Origin of the sequence: Brevundimonas sp. TWP2-1 (genome assembly GCF_049897645.1) — a bacterium.
Classification (GTDB): Bacteria; Pseudomonadota; Alphaproteobacteria; order Caulobacterales; family Caulobacteraceae; genus Brevundimonas.
In genome coordinates this window covers 1912886-1929224 of the sequence record NZ_JAFCWR010000001.1, presented here as the reverse complement: position 1 = coordinate 1929224, position 16339 = coordinate 1912886, and the positions used below count along the sequence as shown (strand labels likewise).

At 68.4% G+C, this 16339-nt stretch carries 16 protein-coding genes; 10 read left to right on the top strand and 6 right to left on the bottom strand.

Translation table 11 applies throughout. The annotated features are described in order from the left end of the window. Positions 1 to 5: 5 nt before the first annotated feature. Complete coding sequence (locus tag ACP7BH_RS09545; protein ID WP_425981670.1) at positions 6 to 788, bottom strand: phosphatase PAP2 family protein; 783 nt, start codon at positions 786 to 788, stop codon at positions 6 to 8. A gap of 128 nt (positions 789 to 916) precedes the next feature. Between ACP7BH_RS09545 and mutM the strand changes: the two genes are divergently transcribed. Genes mutM through ACP7BH_RS09520 form a run of 5 tightly spaced genes read left to right on the top strand, consistent with a single transcriptional unit; the run spans position 917 to position 4574 of the window. After that, the gene (gene mutM, locus ACP7BH_RS09540; protein ID WP_425981672.1) at positions 917 to 1780 is read left to right on the top strand and encodes a bifunctional DNA-formamidopyrimidine glycosylase/DNA-(apurinic or apyrimidinic site) lyase; all 864 of its coding nucleotides are present in this window, start codon (positions 917 to 919) and stop codon (positions 1778 to 1780) included. Between the two features lie 4 nt (positions 1781 to 1784). Further along, a complete protein-coding gene (locus ACP7BH_RS09535) occupies positions 1785 to 2324 on the top strand; it encodes a DUF1697 domain-containing protein (RefSeq protein ID WP_425981674.1) in 540 nt (179 codons plus the stop codon). A gap of 3 nt (positions 2325 to 2327) precedes the next feature. Further along, a complete protein-coding gene (locus tag ACP7BH_RS09530; RefSeq protein WP_425981677.1) occupies positions 2328 to 2771 on the top strand; it encodes a hypothetical protein in 444 nt (147 codons plus the stop codon). 59 nt (positions 2772 to 2830) lie between these two features. Further along, positions 2831 to 3619 (top strand): enoyl-CoA hydratase-related protein, encoded by a 789-nt coding sequence (locus ACP7BH_RS09525; RefSeq protein ID WP_425981679.1) that lies wholly within the window; start codon positions 2831 to 2833, stop codon positions 3617 to 3619. A gap of 52 nt (positions 3620 to 3671) precedes the next feature. Further along, positions 3672 to 4574: an alpha/beta fold hydrolase gene (locus ACP7BH_RS09520; RefSeq protein ID WP_425981682.1), complete on the top strand. Its 903-nt coding sequence runs from the start codon at positions 3672 to 3674 to the stop codon at positions 4572 to 4574. A 4-nt stretch (positions 4575 to 4578) separates the two neighbouring features. Here ACP7BH_RS09520 and ACP7BH_RS09515 read toward each other — a convergent pair whose 3' ends face one another. From ACP7BH_RS09515 to ACP7BH_RS09505, 3 genes are all read right to left on the bottom strand, one after another. Beyond that, on the bottom strand, positions 4579 to 6741 hold the full coding sequence (locus ACP7BH_RS09515) for a protein-disulfide reductase DsbD family protein (protein WP_425981684.1): 2163 nt from the start codon (positions 6739 to 6741) through the stop codon (positions 4579 to 4581). 91 nt (positions 6742 to 6832) lie between these two features. After that, positions 6833 to 7273 (bottom strand): OmpA family protein, encoded by a 441-nt coding sequence (locus tag ACP7BH_RS09510; protein WP_425981686.1) that lies wholly within the window; start codon positions 7271 to 7273, stop codon positions 6833 to 6835. 118 nt (positions 7274 to 7391) lie between these two features. Beyond that, complete coding sequence (locus ACP7BH_RS09505) at positions 7392 to 7745, bottom strand: glycine zipper domain-containing protein (protein ID WP_135194456.1); 354 nt, start codon at positions 7743 to 7745, stop codon at positions 7392 to 7394. A gap of 142 nt (positions 7746 to 7887) precedes the next feature. Between ACP7BH_RS09505 and ACP7BH_RS09500 the strand changes: the two genes are divergently transcribed. Both ACP7BH_RS09500 and ACP7BH_RS09495 read left to right on the top strand, forming a co-directional pair. Next, positions 7888 to 8823 carry a diacylglycerol/lipid kinase family protein gene (locus tag ACP7BH_RS09500; RefSeq protein WP_425981689.1) on the top strand — a complete coding sequence of 312 codons (936 nt, stop codon included), beginning with the start codon at positions 7888 to 7890 and terminating at the stop codon, positions 8821 to 8823. Beyond that, positions 8823 to 9689 (top strand): metallophosphoesterase family protein, encoded by an 867-nt coding sequence (locus ACP7BH_RS09495; RefSeq protein ID WP_425981692.1) that lies wholly within the window; start codon positions 8823 to 8825, stop codon positions 9687 to 9689. The genes ACP7BH_RS09500 and ACP7BH_RS09495 overlap by 1 nt, the downstream gene beginning before the upstream one ends. Here the strand turns inward: ACP7BH_RS09495 and ACP7BH_RS09490 are convergent. Further along, complete coding sequence (locus ACP7BH_RS09490; RefSeq protein WP_425981694.1) at positions 9686 to 11131, bottom strand: AMP nucleosidase; 1446 nt, start codon at positions 11129 to 11131, stop codon at positions 9686 to 9688. The two genes, ACP7BH_RS09495 and ACP7BH_RS09490, sit on opposite strands and share 4 nt — an antisense overlap. A 142-nt stretch (positions 11132 to 11273) precedes the next feature. Between ACP7BH_RS09490 and ACP7BH_RS09485 the strand changes: the two genes are divergently transcribed. Beyond that, positions 11274 to 12524: a multidrug effflux MFS transporter gene (locus ACP7BH_RS09485; RefSeq protein ID WP_425981697.1), complete on the top strand. Its 1251-nt coding sequence runs from the start codon at positions 11274 to 11276 to the stop codon at positions 12522 to 12524. A gap of 83 nt (positions 12525 to 12607) precedes the next feature. Continuing rightward, positions 12608 to 14575, top strand: a complete 1968-nt coding sequence (locus ACP7BH_RS09480) for a M1 family metallopeptidase (RefSeq protein ID WP_425981698.1) — start codon at positions 12608 to 12610, stop codon at positions 14573 to 14575. A gap of 183 nt (positions 14576 to 14758) precedes the next feature. On the opposite strand, the gene ACP7BH_RS09475 is transcribed toward ACP7BH_RS09480, so the two are convergent. Beyond that, positions 14759 to 15307: a DUF488 family protein gene (locus ACP7BH_RS09475; RefSeq protein ID WP_425981700.1), complete on the bottom strand. Its 549-nt coding sequence runs from the start codon at positions 15305 to 15307 to the stop codon at positions 14759 to 14761. Here ACP7BH_RS09475 and ACP7BH_RS09470 point away from each other — a divergent pair. Continuing rightward, positions 15306 to 16283 (top strand): complex I NDUFA9 subunit family protein, encoded by a 978-nt coding sequence (locus ACP7BH_RS09470; protein WP_425981702.1) that lies wholly within the window; start codon positions 15306 to 15308, stop codon positions 16281 to 16283. The genes ACP7BH_RS09475 and ACP7BH_RS09470 overlap by 2 nt on opposite strands. Positions 16284 to 16339: the final 56 nt, after the last annotated feature.

Here is a 16339-nt window from a genome sequence, read left to right as displayed (position 1 = left end):
GGGTCTCAGGCGATCGCGATGTTCAGGACGCGGAGCTTGCGTCGCCGAAGCGCCGCCGAGGCGATCTTCAGGCCGCGATAAAGCAGGGCCAGCACCAGGGCCGTCACCGCCCACGACAGCAGAACGTCCGACAGGAAATGGCCGCCGAAGACGATGCGGTTGGCCGACAGGCTGACGGCGTAGGCCAGGGCCAGCCCTCCCGCGACAGGCCGCCAGCGACGCGGCGCCAGCACCAGGGCCGCCGCCACCATCCAGGCCGCGCCCGCCCCCTCGCCCGAGATGAAGGAACAGTTGGACTGACAGGCCGTGCTGGGCAGCCAGGCGGCGGTGAAGACCTCGTCGCCGCCGAAGACCCGCACGTCGATCGGCCGCGCCCGACCCCAGATGTCCTTGAACAGGCCGTTGACCACCAGTCCCGGCCCCAGGGCCAGACCCGCGATCACGAACAACGCCCTGCGCCCCGCCAGATCGGCCTTTCGCCGCCGCAGCAACCGCCAGATCCACCGCCCCACCGCCGCGAGCAGCATCATCGACATCACCAGGGTCGAGCTCTTGCGCAGGGCGCGCAGCATCGGATCGTGGGACAGATAGAAACCGTCGCGCGCCCGGTGGAACAGGCCGCTGACCGCCAGGTCCACGCCGGGGAACAGCAAAAAGGCGGCGCTCAGTCCCACGATGGCGGCGGCGGCGAGGATGGCCGTCTCCTCGCTGGACAGCCGTATCCGCCATCGAAAGGCGACAGGCTTTCGATGGGTCGGCGGGATGGCGTCGGCGGTGAAGTCCGTCATGATCGTCCCCCCGGATCGTCGTCCGCCCTCCATGCCCTCTAGGCGTGTCGGCGCCGTGTCGATCTTGCGACGACCCCATGATGTGCGACCTGGCTTGGCGGGGCCGCACGGGCGGGCTAGGACCGCTCATGCCTGAACTTCCCGAGGTCGAAACCGTCCGACGCGGCCTGACGCCGGTGCTGGAGGGCGCGCGGCTGTCGCGGGTCCGGATCAACCGGCCCGACCTGCGGTTCCCCTTCCCCGAGCGGTTCGTCGAACGGCTGGAGGGGGCGACGGTCCAGCAGATCGACCGCCGGGCCAAATATCTGCTCATGCCCCTGTCGATCGGCGAGACCTGGATCACGCACCTGGGCATGACCGGCCGCTTCACCCTGGACGGAACCCTGCTGGGCGAGTTCGAGGAGGCCGCGCCCATCGCCGGCAAGCACGAACATTTCAGCGGCTGCGCCATCCGCGACGGCGCCGCGACCCGCATCGGCTATGCCGACGCCCGCCGGTTCGGCTTCATGGGCCTGATCCCCACCGACCAGGTCGAGACCCATCCCTGGTTCGCCGGCCTGGGTCCCGAACCCCTCGGCAACGGTTTTTCCGGCGCCCATCTGGTCGAGGCCTTCTCCGGCAAGAAGCAGAACATCAAGGTCAGTCTGCTGGATCAGCGGATCGTGTCCGGCCTGGGCAATATCTATGTGTGCGAGGCGCTATATCGAGCCCGAATCTCGCCCCTGGTCGCAGCCTGCAAGGTGTCGAAGGCCCGGCTGGAGCGTCTGGCGACCGAAGTCCGCAACGTGCTGAACGACGCCATCGCGGCGGGCGGCTCGACCCTGCGTGACTTCGCCAACGCCGAGGGCGGCCAGGGTTATTTCCAGCACCGGTTCGACGTCTATGGCCGCGAGGGCGAGCCGTGTCGCGGCGAGAAATGCATCGGCGTCGTCGCCCGCATCGTCCAGGGCGGCCGCTCCACCTTCTACTGCCCCTCCTGCCAGAAGGCGTGACGCCATGAGCGACCGCATTTGTCTGTTGCGCGGCGTCAATGTCGGCGGGGTCAAGGTCCCGATGGCCGAGCTGAAGGCCATCGCCGTCGAGGCCGGCTTCGGTGATCCACGCACCCTGCTGGCCAGCGGCAATCTGGTGGTCGAGAGCGACGCCGGACCGGCCGATGTCGAGGCGCGGCTGGAGCGAGGGATCGCCGCTCATTTCGGCCGCCCCATCGACGTGATCGTACGCACGCCCGAGCAGTGGTCGGCATTGATGGCCGCCAATCCGTTCACGGACGAAGCCGGTCTCGACGGGTCCAAACTGCTGGTCATGGTGATGAAGGCCGGAATTAAGGACGGAGCGGTCGAGGCGCTGCGCGGCTTCGCGGCCGGCGACGAACGGGTCGAACCCGTCGGCGGCGACCTGTTCTTCTGGCATCCCGAAGGCCTCGGTCGGTCGAAGATGGCGGAAAAGGCCCAGCCGCGCCTGATCGGCGTCGGCACCGGCCGCAACTGGAACACGGTGCAGAAGCTGGCCGCCATGGTCGGGCTGGAGGGCTGAGCGATGCGCAAGATCCATCTCTGGATCAGTCTGGTGGTCGGCGTCCTGGTCTGGGGCGCCTATTTCCTTCACTTCGTTCAGGGGCTGCGCGCCGGCGACCTGGGCGGTCTGGTATGGTGGTTCGTCGCCGCCCTGATCGTCGCCGCTGTGGCCGAGGCCGCCGCCACCGGCCTGATCGCGCGCCTGTTCCGCCGCCGCGCCCGCGTGCTGGACGAGGGGCCGACGCTTCAGGCGGCGCTGAAGGCGGGGCATGTCGCCCTGATGCTGCTGGTCGGCCTGATCCTGCTCGCGGCCCTGGTTCTGGCCTTGTCGTCCGTCTTCGGCTGGACGCTGGACCTGTCGGGCGCGCGGGGTCAGGTGATCGCCGCCAATCTGCTGCTGGCCATGGTCGTCGTCGCCGAACTGGTGCGGGCGGGCCTGACCCTGGCGTTGATGCCCCGACGATAGTCCATGCGCTAGTCGGGTCGCCTTCGCCCCTGTATGACCGCCGTCAAAGGAGACCGACCATGGCCGACACCTATTCCAACCTGCTGATCGAACGCCACGCCGACGGCTATGCGGTGGTGACCCTGAACCGGCCCGAGGCGCTGAACGCCCTGAACTCGGCCCTGTTCAAGGACCTCGCCGACTTCCTCGACAGCGTCGAGCACGACGACAGCGTGCGCTGCCTCATCCTGACCGGCTCGGGCGAAAAGGCCTTCGCCGCCGGGGCCGACATCAAGGAGATGGCGGATCAGACCTACGCCCAGATGTACACGGGCAACTATTTCGCCCTCGGCCACGACCGTATCACCCGGTTCCGCAAGCCGATCATCGCCGCAGTCAACGGCTTTGCTTTGGGCGGCGGGTGCGAGCTGGCCATGCTGTGCGACTTCATCGTCGCGTCGGACAAGGCGAAGTTCGGCCAGCCCGAGATCAACCTCGGCGTCGCCCCCGGCATCGGCGGCTCCCAGCGCCTGACCCGCCTCGTCGGCAAGTCCAAGGCCATGGACATGGTCCTGACCGCCCGCATGATGGACGCGGTGGAAGCCGAGCGCGCCGGCCTCGCCTCGCGCGTCTTCCCGCACGACACCCTGCTGGAGGAAACCCGCAAGATCGCCGCGAAGATCGCCTCGCAAAGCCCGCTGGCGGTCATGGCCAACAAGGAGATGGTCAACGCCGCGCTGGAGACCACCCTGACGCAAGGCGTCCAGTTCGAACGCCGCCTGTTCCACTCCCTGTTCGCCTTCGAGGACCAGAAGGAGGGCATGTCCGCCTTCGTCGAAAAGCGCAAACCGGACTTCAAGGGGCGATAAGCCGCAAGCGCGCCGTCAACCGATCGCCGTGATCGGGCGTTAGGGACGAATGATGACCCGTCTCTTCGTTTCGCTTGTGGCGACCCTGTTCGTTTTCGTCCCTGCGGCCCAGGCCCAGGCCCAAGGTCGGCTGCCGGTACAGGTGCCGGCCTTCAGTTCCAGCCGCATCATCGTCGAGACGCGCGGGACCGGGCCGGACATCATCTTCATCCCCGGCCTGGGCTCGACGGGGTCGGCCTGGCGCTCGACGGCGGATCGGCTGGATGATCGCTACCGCGTGCATCTGGTCACCCTGCGCGGCTTCGGCGAAACCGATATCGGCGACAATGTCGGCGGGGGTCTCGCCGGGCCGGCCGCCAGCGAGATCGACCGCTACATCCGCGAGCAGCGGATCGACCGCCCCGCCGTGATCGGCCATTCGCTGGGCGGTCAGATCGCGCTGCGCGTCGCCGCCGATATGGGCGACCGGATCGGGCGGGTGATGGTGGTCGATTCCTCGCCCTTCTTCCCGTCTCTGGTGGACGCCCGCGCGACCTCGGCCCAGGTCGAGCCCCTGGCCCGGCTGGGCTATCAGGCCCTGCTTCTGTTCGGCGACCAGGCGCTGAAGTCCCAGGTCGCGGCCTTCGGCGTGGACATGGGGCTGGCCGGCGACATGGTGTTTCAGGGCTTGGGCCTTCAGGGCGGCGACCGGCGCGTCCTGGCCCAGGGTCTCTATGAAGCCCTGACCGTGGACCTGCGCCCGCGCCTGTCCCAGATCAACGCCCCGGTGACGGTGGTCTATGGTTGGACCCGCGACGCCGACAGTCCCCGCAATCGGTTGGAGGGCCTCTATCGCTACGGCTTCCAGGGCCTGCCGCGCACCGCCCGGTTCGAACGGATCGAAGGCGCCCAGCACCAGGTGATGATCGAACAGCCGCAGCGCTTCCTGGCGGCGGTTCAGCGCTTCCTGAGCTGACTCGTTACTCCGTCAGCGCGTCGATCACGACGCCCTCGGTCAGCAGTTGCGGCAGGATTTCCGGCTCGGCCTGACCCGGTCGATACAGCAGATACAGCGGCACGCCCGAGCGGCCGTGCGCCTGCAGTTCGCGCGTGATGGCGTCGTCGCGACGGGTCCAGTCGCCGACCAGATAGGCCGCGTTCGCCTGCGTCATCGCCTTGGCGACGCGGGGCGAAGACAGGGCCGCCCGCTCGTTGATCTTGCAGGTCACGCACCAGTCGGCGGTCAGGTTGACCAGCACCGGCCGTCCCGCCGCCGTCGCTTGCGCCACCGCCTCAACCGACCAGGGCTGGGCGGCCAGGGGTCCGCTCTCGCCCTGGGGCGCGGCGTCCGCATCCCGCGCAGCGCCGGCCGCAGCTCCGGCCAACCCGATGGCCATGACGCCGGCGACAGTCGCGCAGATCGTGGCCAGCACGGGCCGCTCGCCCCGCTGGCGGGCGGCCTGGGCCAGCCCCAGCAGCCAGGCGGCGAAAGCCAGCAGCAGCGCCGCCGTCAGCAACAGACCCAGGGCATCGACCCCGCCCTGTCGCGTGAACACCCACAGCAGCCACAGCGCCGCCCCGTACATGGGAAAGGCCAGGAGACCCTTCAGCCGCTCCATCCACACGCCCGGCCGGGGCAGGCGCGACAGCAGGCCCGGCGACAGGCTGATCGCCAAATAGGGCAGGGCCAGACCCAGGCCCTGCATCAGGAAGACCGCCAAGGCCATTGGCCACGGCAGGACCAACGCCGCGCCCAGGGCCGCCGCCATGAAGGGCGCGGTGCAGGGCGCCGCGACCACCACGGCCAGAACGCCGGTGAAGAAGGCGCCGGCCGCGCCGGGCAGGCGCGACAGCGGCCCCGACCCGGCGTTCTGCATCCCTGCCCCGACATGGAAGACGCCCGACAGGTTCAGCCCGACCAGCAGCATGATCAGGGCCAGGGCCGCGACCACGCCCGGCGACTGAAGCTGGAACCCCCAGCCGATCGCCTGACCGGCCGCCCTCAGCGCCAGAAGCGCGCCCGCCAGCACCAGGAAGCTGACCAGCACCCCGGCGGTGAAGGCCAGGCCGTCACGCCGCGCCCGCGCCGGATCGTGCGCCGCCGCCGACAGCGACGCCGCCTTCATCGCCAGGACGGGGAAGACGCAGGGCATCAGGTTCAGCACCAGCCCGCCCAGCAGGGCCAGACCCAAGGCCTGAAGAAAGACCAGCACGCCTGTCCTGGCCGGCGCCGATGTCGCCTCGTCCAGCGGCGCCAATGCGCCCTGTCCCTGCGCGCCCGCTAGCGGCGGACCGGGCTGGGCCGTGATTTCCCACGCGCCCCTGTCGGTCGCCAGGACGCCGGCCAGCGGCGCCGTCGCCGCCTCTCGACCGGGCGTCAGCGTCACGCTCACGCCATTCGGCCCTTTGGTCCCCGGCTGCACCGCCGCATGGTCGATCCGTCCGCCCTCGTAAGGATAGAAATAGACTTGGCCGATGTCGGCGCCGGCCAGCGGTCCGCCCGTCGCGGTCAGGACCAGTTTGCCGGCCTCGACCGCGACGCGCGCCTCGATCCCGGCCGGGCGGGGCGCGGTCTCGACCAGCCGCTCGATCTCGGCGCCCCAGGGTTTGGCCAGCGGCGCAGCGCCCTCGCGCACCGGCAGGGCCAGCGACAGGGTCAGCGGCTCGGGCACGCACATCTGGTCGCTGCACACCAGGAACAGCACATCCGTGGTCAGGGTCAGCACCTCGCCCGGCCGGGCCGAGGCCGGCACATGGATCGGCACGGGCAGCAGGACCGCGCCCGAATAGCCGTAGTTCATCAGGCTCATCAGCCGCTGGCGGCTGGGCAGGGGCCACAGGATGGGGTCGGCCGTGACGCCGTCGGGCAGGGTCCAGACCAGGCTGGTCGCCCCGCCGCTGTCGCCCGGATTGCGCCAATAGGTGTGCCAGCCCGGCGCGATCTTCTGGCGCACGGCGACCACGGTGGTCGAACCGGGCGCGACCCATTGCGACATCGGGACCAGTTCGGCCTCGATCCGCTCGGTCCTTTGCGGGCCGAAGGCGACGAGGCCGGAAGGCTGGCTCTGGACCGGCTGGGCCTGAACCGTCGAGAGCGACAGCAGGCACAGCAACAGACCGGCGAGAAAGGCGAGGGGGCGCAAAGGGCGATTTCCGACGTTGCAGGCGGCCGCAACCTAGTCCCTCGGTCGCCCCCGCGCCATCACCTCATCGCCGCAGATCAGTCGTCGCAGATCAACGCGGCGACGTCTCGATGAACACCTCGGCGCGGCGGCGCAGCAGTTCGTCCGCGCCCGAGGCGTTGACGGCGCCCGCATCGCCGGCGGCGTTCACTTCAAAAGCCGGCGCCGGCATGCCCGCGCGGGTCAAAGCGTCGGCCACGGCAAGCGCACGGCGTTGCGACAGGCTCAGATTGGCCTCGACCGTGCCGGTCGCATCGGCCAAGCCCAGCACCCGAACATGGTTCACGCGGCATTCCTTGGCCTTTTCGGCGGCGGTCTGCAGCAGCACGGTGGCGGCGTCGGTCAGTCGCGCCTGGTTCTCGACGAAATAGACGTCGAACCGGCCCGAGACGCAGGGCGATTCCCCCACCACCAGCGCCTCGCGCTTCGGCGTCGGCGCGCACGCCGCCAGCAGTCCCATCGCCAATATGGCCAGCCCAGTCGATCGCTTCATCACAGCCCTCCCCGGCTTTGCCGGCCCATTACGCAAAAGAGGCGGCCCGTCCTTCGACAAACCGCCCCTTCAACCTAGCGCCGGTCGCTGACTTTCGCGACCGGCAACTGATCATTGATCAATAACGGCGCTGACCGTTGTCCCAATAGCACTCGTCCTGACGATTATCGTAGCAGTAGTAGTAACGGCCTTGATTGTCGCGGTAGCGCTGCTGGTTGTTGCGGTCCTGGTTGGAACCGCGGACCGCGCCGGCTGCGCCGCCCAGGGCGCCACCGATCAGGGCGCCGGTGGCTGCGTTGCCGCCGCCGACGTTGTTGCCGATGATGGCGCCGGCGACGGCGCCGAGGCCGGCGCCGATGGCGCCTTGGCGGACGGTCTGGTTGGTGCCGCCGTTGTTATAGCCGTACGGGTCGCTGGCGCAGGCCGAAGCCAGAAGGCCGGCGCCGGCAATTGCGATAATCGCCTTGTTCATGGTGAAATCCTTTGTCCCTGGGTGTTCGCCCCTGTGGGCAGCAAACGTATCCTCGCGGCTTAGGTTCCGCATCGCGCAGCTGTGTGCACAAATATGGTGACGCTTGGACGGAACGGCGGCGTCCGCGAGGCGTTCGGCCGCCATGACCGATGTCACTCAAACCCTTTCCGACGCCGACGAACGCCCTGCGTTGACGCCTCATGCCCAGATCAGACACGCCGTGATGCTGGTCAATCCGCTGTCCGGCAGTGTCGGGCCACGCGCTGCGGCCGAGGCCGAGACGATCTTGGCCGGCTATAATCTGAAGGCACAGATCATGACGTTCGAGGGCGGGAACTTCGATCAAATCATCGCCGACGCCTTTGCGGCCAAGCCTGACGTGATCTTCGTTCTGGCCGGCGACGGCACGGCGCGCTCGGTGGCCTCCAAGGCCAGCCCCAACGGTCCGATGATCGCCCCCCTGCCGGGCGGGACCATGAATATGCTGCCCAAGGCGCTGTATGGCACGGCCGACTGGAAGCTGGCCCTGAAGCGCGCGCTGGAGGAGGGCGAGCCCCAGGCCGTCTCGGGCGGCGAGGTCCAGGGCGAATATTTCTACTGCGCCGCCATCCTGGGATCGCCCGCCCTGTGGGCGCCGGCGCGCGAGGCCATGCGGACCGGCAAGATCAAGCTGGCCTGGCAATATGGGCGGCGCGCGTTGAAACGCGCCTTCTCGGGCCGACTGCGCTTCACCCTGGACGGCGGCGAGAAACGTCGCACCGAGGCGCTTGTGCTCATCAGCCCGATGATCTCCAAGGCGATGGAAGATCCCATTGGGCTGGAGGCGGCCGCCATGGACCCCAGCGACACGACCCAGGCCTTCCGTCTCGCCGCCACGGCGCTGTTCAGCGACTGGCGCCAGGATCCGGCCGTTTCGACCCGGCCGGCCAAGTTGATCGAGGTGCGCGCCCGCTCCAAGATCCCCGCCGTGATCGACGGCGAGCCGTTGCTGCTCAAGCCCGAGGCCGTCATCCGCTTCGTGCCCAAGGCCTTCAAGGCCCTGGCGCCCCGACCGCCGTCGGCCGAGGACAGCATCTAGTGGGTCGTATTCTCCAGTTTTCCGACGTTCACTTCGGTTGCGAACACAAACACGCCTGCGCCGCCGCCCTGGACTACGCCCACGCCACGCCCAACGACCTGGTTCTGATCACCGGCGACATCACGCAAAAGGGGTTCCCGGACGAGTTCACGGCGGCCGGCGAATGGATGCGGGCCATGCCCGAGCCGCGCTTCGTCATCGTGGGCAATCATGACGTGCCCTATTGGGACGCCGTCGCGCGGGTGCTTCATCCGTGGCGCGCCTTCGAGACCGCGACGGGCTTTCCCGCCCACGACGGTCAGTTCCTGGGCAAGGACGTCATGGTCCGCGGCGTGGTCACCGCGCGCGGCTGGCAGGCCCGACCCAACTGGTCCAAGGGCGTCATCGACCTGGACCAGACGCGGCGTGCGGCCGAGGCCCTGCGTCAGGCGCCGATCGGCACGCTGAGAATTCTGGCCTGCCACCATCCGTTGATCGAGATGGTCGGCACGCCGATGACCGGCGACGTCAAGCGCGGCGACGAGGCCGCGTTGATCTTCGCTGAAGCCGGCGTTGATCTGATCATGACGGGCCACGTCCATGTGCCCTTCGCCATGCCGATCCCTCTGGCCGACCGCTGCTCCTACGCAGTCGGATGCGGAACCCTGTCGCACCGCGAGCGGGGGGCGCCCCCAGGCTTCAACCAGATCGACTGGGACGCCAAGACGATCACGGTCACGGCCCTGGCCTGGGACGGAGCCAGCTATCGCTCGCACCAGGTCTGGCGACTGCCGCGTCGTCAGGACACCCGAAACGCCGCCACCGCGCCCAGCCCTGTCGAGCCGGGCGCATTGGAAAAGGCCTTTCTTCCCGACGCCAAGCCTTAACGGAACGGCGGCTCGTCGAAGGCGCGGAGTTTGCGCGAGTGCAGGCGCGGGCCTTCCTTGCGCATCAGGTCCACCGCCTGGATGCCGATCTGCAAGTGTTCGGAGATCGAGCCTTCGTAGAAACGGTTGGCTTGGCCCGGCAGCTTGATCTCGCCGTGAAGCGGCTTGTCCGACACGCAAAGCAGGGTCCCGTAGGGCACGCGGAACCGATAGCCTTGCGCGGCGATGGTGGCGCTTTCCATGTCGATGGCGACGGCGCGGCTCTGGTTGAAGCGCAGCGCCGACTTGGAATAGCGCAGCTCCCAGTTCCGGTCGTCGGTGGTGACCACGGTGCCGGTGCGCAGGCGCAGTTTGACCTCGTCGCCCGGCATGCCGCTGACGGACTTGGTGGCGTCGTAAAGGGCGCGCTGGACCTCGGCGATCGACGGGATGGGGATATCGGGCGGCAGGACCGCGTCCAGCACATGGTCGTCGCGCAGATAGGCGTGGGCCAGCACATAGTCGCCGATGGTCTGGCTGGCGCGCAGGCCGCCGCAGTGACCGATCATCAGCCAGACGTGCGGGCGGGTGACGGCCAGGTGGTCCGTGATCGTCTTGGCGTTGGACGGGCCGACGCCGATGTTGACCAGGGTCACGCCCTTATGGCCCGGCGCGGTCAGGTGATAGGCCGGCATCTGGTGCTTCTTCCAGGCCGTGTCGCTGATCGCAGCCTCGGGGTTCGGCGTGTCGCGCGTGATAACGACGCCGCCCGCGCAGGAGAGCGTCTCGTAGGGCGAACCCGGCGTCTGAAGCTGTTCGATGGCCCAGCGCACGAACTCGTCGACATAGCGATTGTAGTTGGTGAACAGGACGTAGGACTGAACGTCGTCCACCGGCGTTCCGGTGTAGTGTTTCAGCCGCGCCAGCGAGAAGTCGGTCCGCAAGCCGTCGAAGTGCGACAGGGGGAAGTCGCCGCCCATCTCGAACAGGCCGTCGGCGATCTCGTCGCCGATATGGGCCAGGTCCGTGGTCGGGAACCAGCGCGCCAGGGCGGCCGTCATCGACCGGTCCAGCGCGACCTCCAGCCCGTCCGTCACATAGGGGAAGGGGATCTCCTGCTTGGACACCGCGACCTCGAAGGTCGCATTATACTCCTGCTCCAGCAGGCCCAGCTGTTCGGTCAGATAGGGGCGGAACAGGTCCGGCCGCGTGATGGTGGTGGCGTAGGTTCCCTGTTTCGACAGCCGGGCATAGGCGCGCGGCTCCAGGTCCTGGGGGCGATCCCCGTCCCAGCGGATGCGAAGTTCGGGATAGGCGAACACCCCTTCGGCGCGTTTCAGCGGATCGGGCCGCGCGCCGGTGTTGACGAAATCCCGCACGGCGTCGCGCAGGTTGGTCACGGATTGGGTGTAGAGGGTTTCGAGGCGGTCCAGCGCCGCCTGTGCTGTCATCTGTTCTGTCATGACTTCCTCTAGCGAAGCTTCTTGGCTTTGGCGAGGCGCCTGGCGTTCAAGCTTGATTTCGCTGCCCCGACTTCGCTGCATTGCAGCAATTTGTGACAGGGCTGCGGTTGCGGATCGGGGCGTGACGGCGCATCTGGCCCAAATGTCTTCTTCCCTCGCGTCAGCGCCCGCCAAGAAGGAGCTCGGCTTCGTCGAGTTCGTCTGTCTCATCGCCCTGATGATGGCGCTGAACGCCCTGGCGATCGACTCGATGTTGCCGGCCCTGCCGCACATCGGCGCGGACCTGAATGTGGCGACCGACAACGACCGCCAGTGGGTCGTGACCGCCTATCTGCTCGGGTTCGGCGGGGCCCAGCTGTTCTACGGCCCGCTGGCGGACCGGTTCGGACGCAAGCCCGTCCTGCTGTTCGGCGTCGGCGTCTATGTGCTGTTCAGCCTGCTGGCGACCCTGGCGCCCACCTTCGACATGCTGATCCTGGCCCGCATCGGCCAGGGCCTGGGCAGCGCCTGCACCCGCGTGCTGGCCGTCTCCATCGTGCGCGACCGCTATGAGGGCCGCACCATGGCGCGGGTCATGTCCTTCAGCTTCCTGGTCTTCCTGGGCGTGCCGATCCTGGCGCCGTCGCTGGGACAACTGATCATGCTGGTCGGGCCGTGGCGCTGGATCTTCGCGGGCCTGGGCCTGATCGGCGTGGCGTTGATCGTGTGGGCGACCCTGCGCCTGCCCGAGACGCTGAAGCCCGAGGATCGCCTGCCGATCCAGTTCAAGCGTCTGACGGCGGCCTACAAGATCGCCCTGACCGACCGCACGGCCATCGGCTACACCCTGGCCATGACGGCGATCACCGGGGCCCTGTTCGGCTTCATCAACTCGTCGCAGCAGATCTTCGCCGATGTCTTCCAGGCCGAGGCGGCGTTTCCGGCCATCTTCGCCCTGATCGCGGGCGGCATCGCCGTGGCCTCAATCGTCAATGCGCGGCTGGTGGTGAAACTGGGCTCGCGCAAGATTTCGCACACGGCCCTGATCGGCTTCACCGCCATTTCCGCCGTCCATGCCGGCGTAGCGATCAGCGGGCATGAATCGATCTGGACCTTCGCCGTGCTGCAGACCCTGACCATGTTCTGTTTCGGCCTGCTGGCCGGCAACTTCGGCGCCATGGCCATGGAGACGATGGGCAAGATCGCCGGCACCGCCGCCTCGATCCAGGGCTTCATCTCCACCATCGTCGGCTCGCTGCTGGGCTTTGCAGTGGGCCAACAGTTCAACGGCACGACCATACCGATGTCGGTGGGCTTCACCGTCTTTGGTTTGATCGCCCTGGGCTGGGTGCTGTTCGCCGAGCGGGGACGGCTGTTCCGCTCCCATTATCTGCCGCCTGCTGCTGCGGCATGAGGTCGGTTTGACCGAGACTTGATCTTTTCGGCGTTTCCGCGCGTTCTCCGGCCAATCGTTACGGTCAGCCCAGGAAAGCCTCGATGAAGCGCAAAGCTCTCGGTCTCGTCTCCGCCCTCGCCCTTGCCGCCGCAATGGGGCTGAGCGCCTGCTCCACCACGACCGGGGGCGGCTCGATGACGCCGCCCGCCGTCGCTCCGGCGCCCGGTCCCGATGCGGTCGACAGCCACACCTACGCCCGGCCCGAGATCGCCCGCGTCGTCGACGTCGCGCTGGACCTGACCGCGAACTTCGAGGCCAAGACCCTGTCGGGCACGGCGACCCTGGACATCCTGGCCGTCCCCGGCGCCAATGAGGTGATCCTGGACATCCGCAACCTGGACATCCAGGACGTGCGCGACGCCGCCGGCCAGCCGCTGCGCTATGTCGTTGGCGACAACGACGCCATCAAGGGCCAGCCCCTGACCGTCTATTTCCCCGCCTTCGCCGCCAACGAACGCCGCAAGATCACCGTCCGCTACTCGACCCGTCCCGATGCGGCGGCCCTGCAATGGCTCAGCCCGACCCAGACGGCGGGCGGCCAGAAACCCTATCTGTTCAGCCAGGGCCAGGCGATCCTGACCCGGACCTGGGTCCCGACCCAGGACAGCCCCGGTATCCGCCAGACCTATTCGGCCCGCATCACCGCCCCCGCCGACCTGACCGTGGTCATGAGCGCCGACCAGCTGACGCCCAAGGGCGAGCCGGCTGCACCCAATTCTGAAGGGGGCGGCATGAAGACCTGGCGCTTCCGGATGAACAATCCGATCCCGCCCTATCTGATCGCCATCGGCGTCGGCGACATCGCCTTTGCACCCTTCGACGAGCGTTCGGGCGTCTGGACCGAGCCCAGCCGCCTGCGCGCCGCCGCCGCCGAGCTTGAGCCGACCGCCGAAATGGTGGACGCGGCCGAGAAGCTGTACGGCCCTTATCGGTGGGGCCGCTACGACCTGCTGGTCCTGCCGCCCAGCTTCCCGTTCGGCGGGATGGAAAACCCCAAACTGACCTTCGCCACCCCGACCATCATCGCCGGCGACCAGTCGCTGGTGTCGCTGGTGGCGCACGAGCTGGCGCATAGCTGGTCGGGCAATCTGGTCACCAACGCCACCTGGAACGACTTCTGGCTGAACGAGGGCTTCACCACCTATTTCGAGAACCGGATCATGGAGTCGGTCTACGGCTATGATCGCGCGGTTCAGGAACAGGTGCTGAGCTGGGACGGGTTTCAGGACGAACTGAAATCCCTGCCCGCCGACGACACCCGGCTGCACCTGAACCTGCTGGGTCGCGATCCCGACGACGGCATGAACACCATCGCCTATGACAAGGGTTCAGCCTTCCTGCGCACCATCGAACGCATCGTCGGCCGTGAGCGGTTCGACGCCTGGCTGCGCGGCTATTTCGACCGCAACGCCTATCGGCCGATGACCACGGCCATGTTCCTGGCCGACATCCGCACCCATCTGGTGAACGGCGACGCAGCCCTGGAATCCGAACTGCAGCTGGACTCCTGGGTCTATCAGCCCGGTCTGCCGTCGAACGCCATGGCCCCGGTGTCGAACGCCTTCACGCCCGTCGATGCCGCCGCCGTCGCCTTCTTCAAGGACAAGGGACCGGCCTCGGCCATCCCGTGGGCCGACTGGAACACCCAGCAGCGCCAGCGTTTCCTGGGCTGGCGTCCCGAGGGGCTGGCTGCCGGCGCCGACTGGCTGACCAACGCGCAGCTGGCCGATCTGGAACGCACCCTGAACCTGGCGAACGAGGGCAATGCCGAACTGACCTTCGGCTGGCTTCAGATCGCCCTGGCGCATCGCTATCAGCCCGCCGTCGCCACAGCGGACGCCTTCCTGACCAGCCAGGGCCGCCGCAAGTTCGTCCTGCCCCTGTTCCAGACCCTGTGGAACGAAGGCGACTGGGGCCGCCCCATCGCCCGCCGCATCTACGCCGAGGCCCGGCCTCTGTATCACCCGGTCACCAGCGGTTCGGTCGATCAACTGGTGGGACGTCCGTAAGTGAAATCGTCTCCTCCCTGCGAAGCGGGGAGGGCGACTGCGCGCAGCGTGGTGGAGGGGCTCTTGAAGTCCCACGGACGCCTGCGATGCGTCGAATAGCCCCTCCGTCACGGCGCGAAGGCGCGCCGCGCCTCCTCCCCATTTCATGGGGAGGAGACGGCTCGGGGCTGCCCGGTTCTGATCCTATAGGTTGACCACCGTCGCGCCGTCCTCGGCCACCAGCCGCTCGGCCAGGACGGCGCGGTGGCAGCCGGCGTGGTTGGCCTCGAAGCACAGCAGGGCCACGCGTTTCTCGCCCGCCAGCGCCTTCACCCGCTCGTATTCCACCTGGGCCTGAGGCTCGGCCAGGTGATCGGCGAAGATGGCGCGCATCTCGGCGACCCGGCCCTTGCGCGCGGCGTCACGGCCGGCCTTGGGCGTGCCCAGGCCGCGCAGGTGCAGGTAGTCGATCCCTTCCGCCTTCAGGCTCTCGCCCAAGATCGTCTTGGAAAAGCCGGCGCGGCGTGAGGCGGCGACGGCGCGGACATCGACCAGGGTCTCGACTCCCGCCGTCTTCAAGCGCGCGATCACCTCCGCCTGGGTCGCGCCTTCGTAACCGATGGTGAAAAGCTTCATACACATCAGATGGGCGACGACGGGCGGATCGCCAGCGTCGCCGTGAACGCCCGCGTTGCGGTGCGGCGCCCTATCGTCTATCCCGCCGACACGGATTTCGACTGGAGCTTTCCCCATGGCTGACCTCGCCCCCGGCGTCGTGACTCTCTTCGGAGGATCGGGCTTTATCGGGTCGCAGGCGGTGCGCGCCCTGGCGCGTCGCGGCTGGCGCATTCGCGTGGCCGTGCGCAACCCGGTCCTGGCCATCGAGATCCAGCCGCTGGGCGATCCCGGCCAGATCCAGTTCATGCGCTGCGACATCACCAGCGCCGAGGATGTGGCCGCCGCCGTGCGCGGCGCGGACGCCGTGGTCAATCTGGTCGGCGTCCTGCACGACGCGGGCGGCAAGCGCGGCTTCGACGCCGTGCACACTGAAGCCGCCAAGACCATCGCCTCGGCCGCCAGGGCGGCGGGCGTCCAGCGTCTGGTCCAGATCTCGGCCATCGGCGCCGACGCCGCCAGCCCCTCGGCCTACGGCCGCACCAAGGCCAAGGCCGAAGAAGCCGTGCGCGCCGTCTATCCCGATGCGGTGATCCTGCGGCCTTCGCTGGTGTTCGGCGCCGGCGACGGCTTCCTGAACCGCTTTGCGTCCATGGCGACGATGTCGCCGGTCCTGCCGCTGATCGGCGGCGGGGAGACCCAGTTTCAGCCGGTCTATGTCGGCGACGTCGCCGAAGCCATCGCGCGCGGCGTGACCCGCGTCGATGCGGCGGGCCGCACCTTCGAACTGGGCGGGCCGAGCCTCTACACCTTCCGCGAAGTGCTGGAGCTGGTGCGCCGCGAGACCGGGCGCGACCGGATGCTGGTCCCCGTGCCCTTCGCCGTCGCCAGGCCCCTGGGCTCGCTGCTGCAACTGAGCCGGTTCGTCGGCGTCACCCCGCCGCTGACCCGCGATCAGGTGCTGATGCTGGAGAAGGACAATGTCGTGGCCCCCGACGCTCTGGGCCTCGGCGACCTGGGCATCGATCATCCGGCCGGCATGGCGGCCATCGCCCCGTCCTATCTGTGGCGCTACCGCGTCGGCGGCCAGTTCGCCGAAGCCCCCGCGCACTGAACGGGCCACTGAATTAATCCCCATCCGATGAGACCACAGGCCGCCTCTCGCCGCCT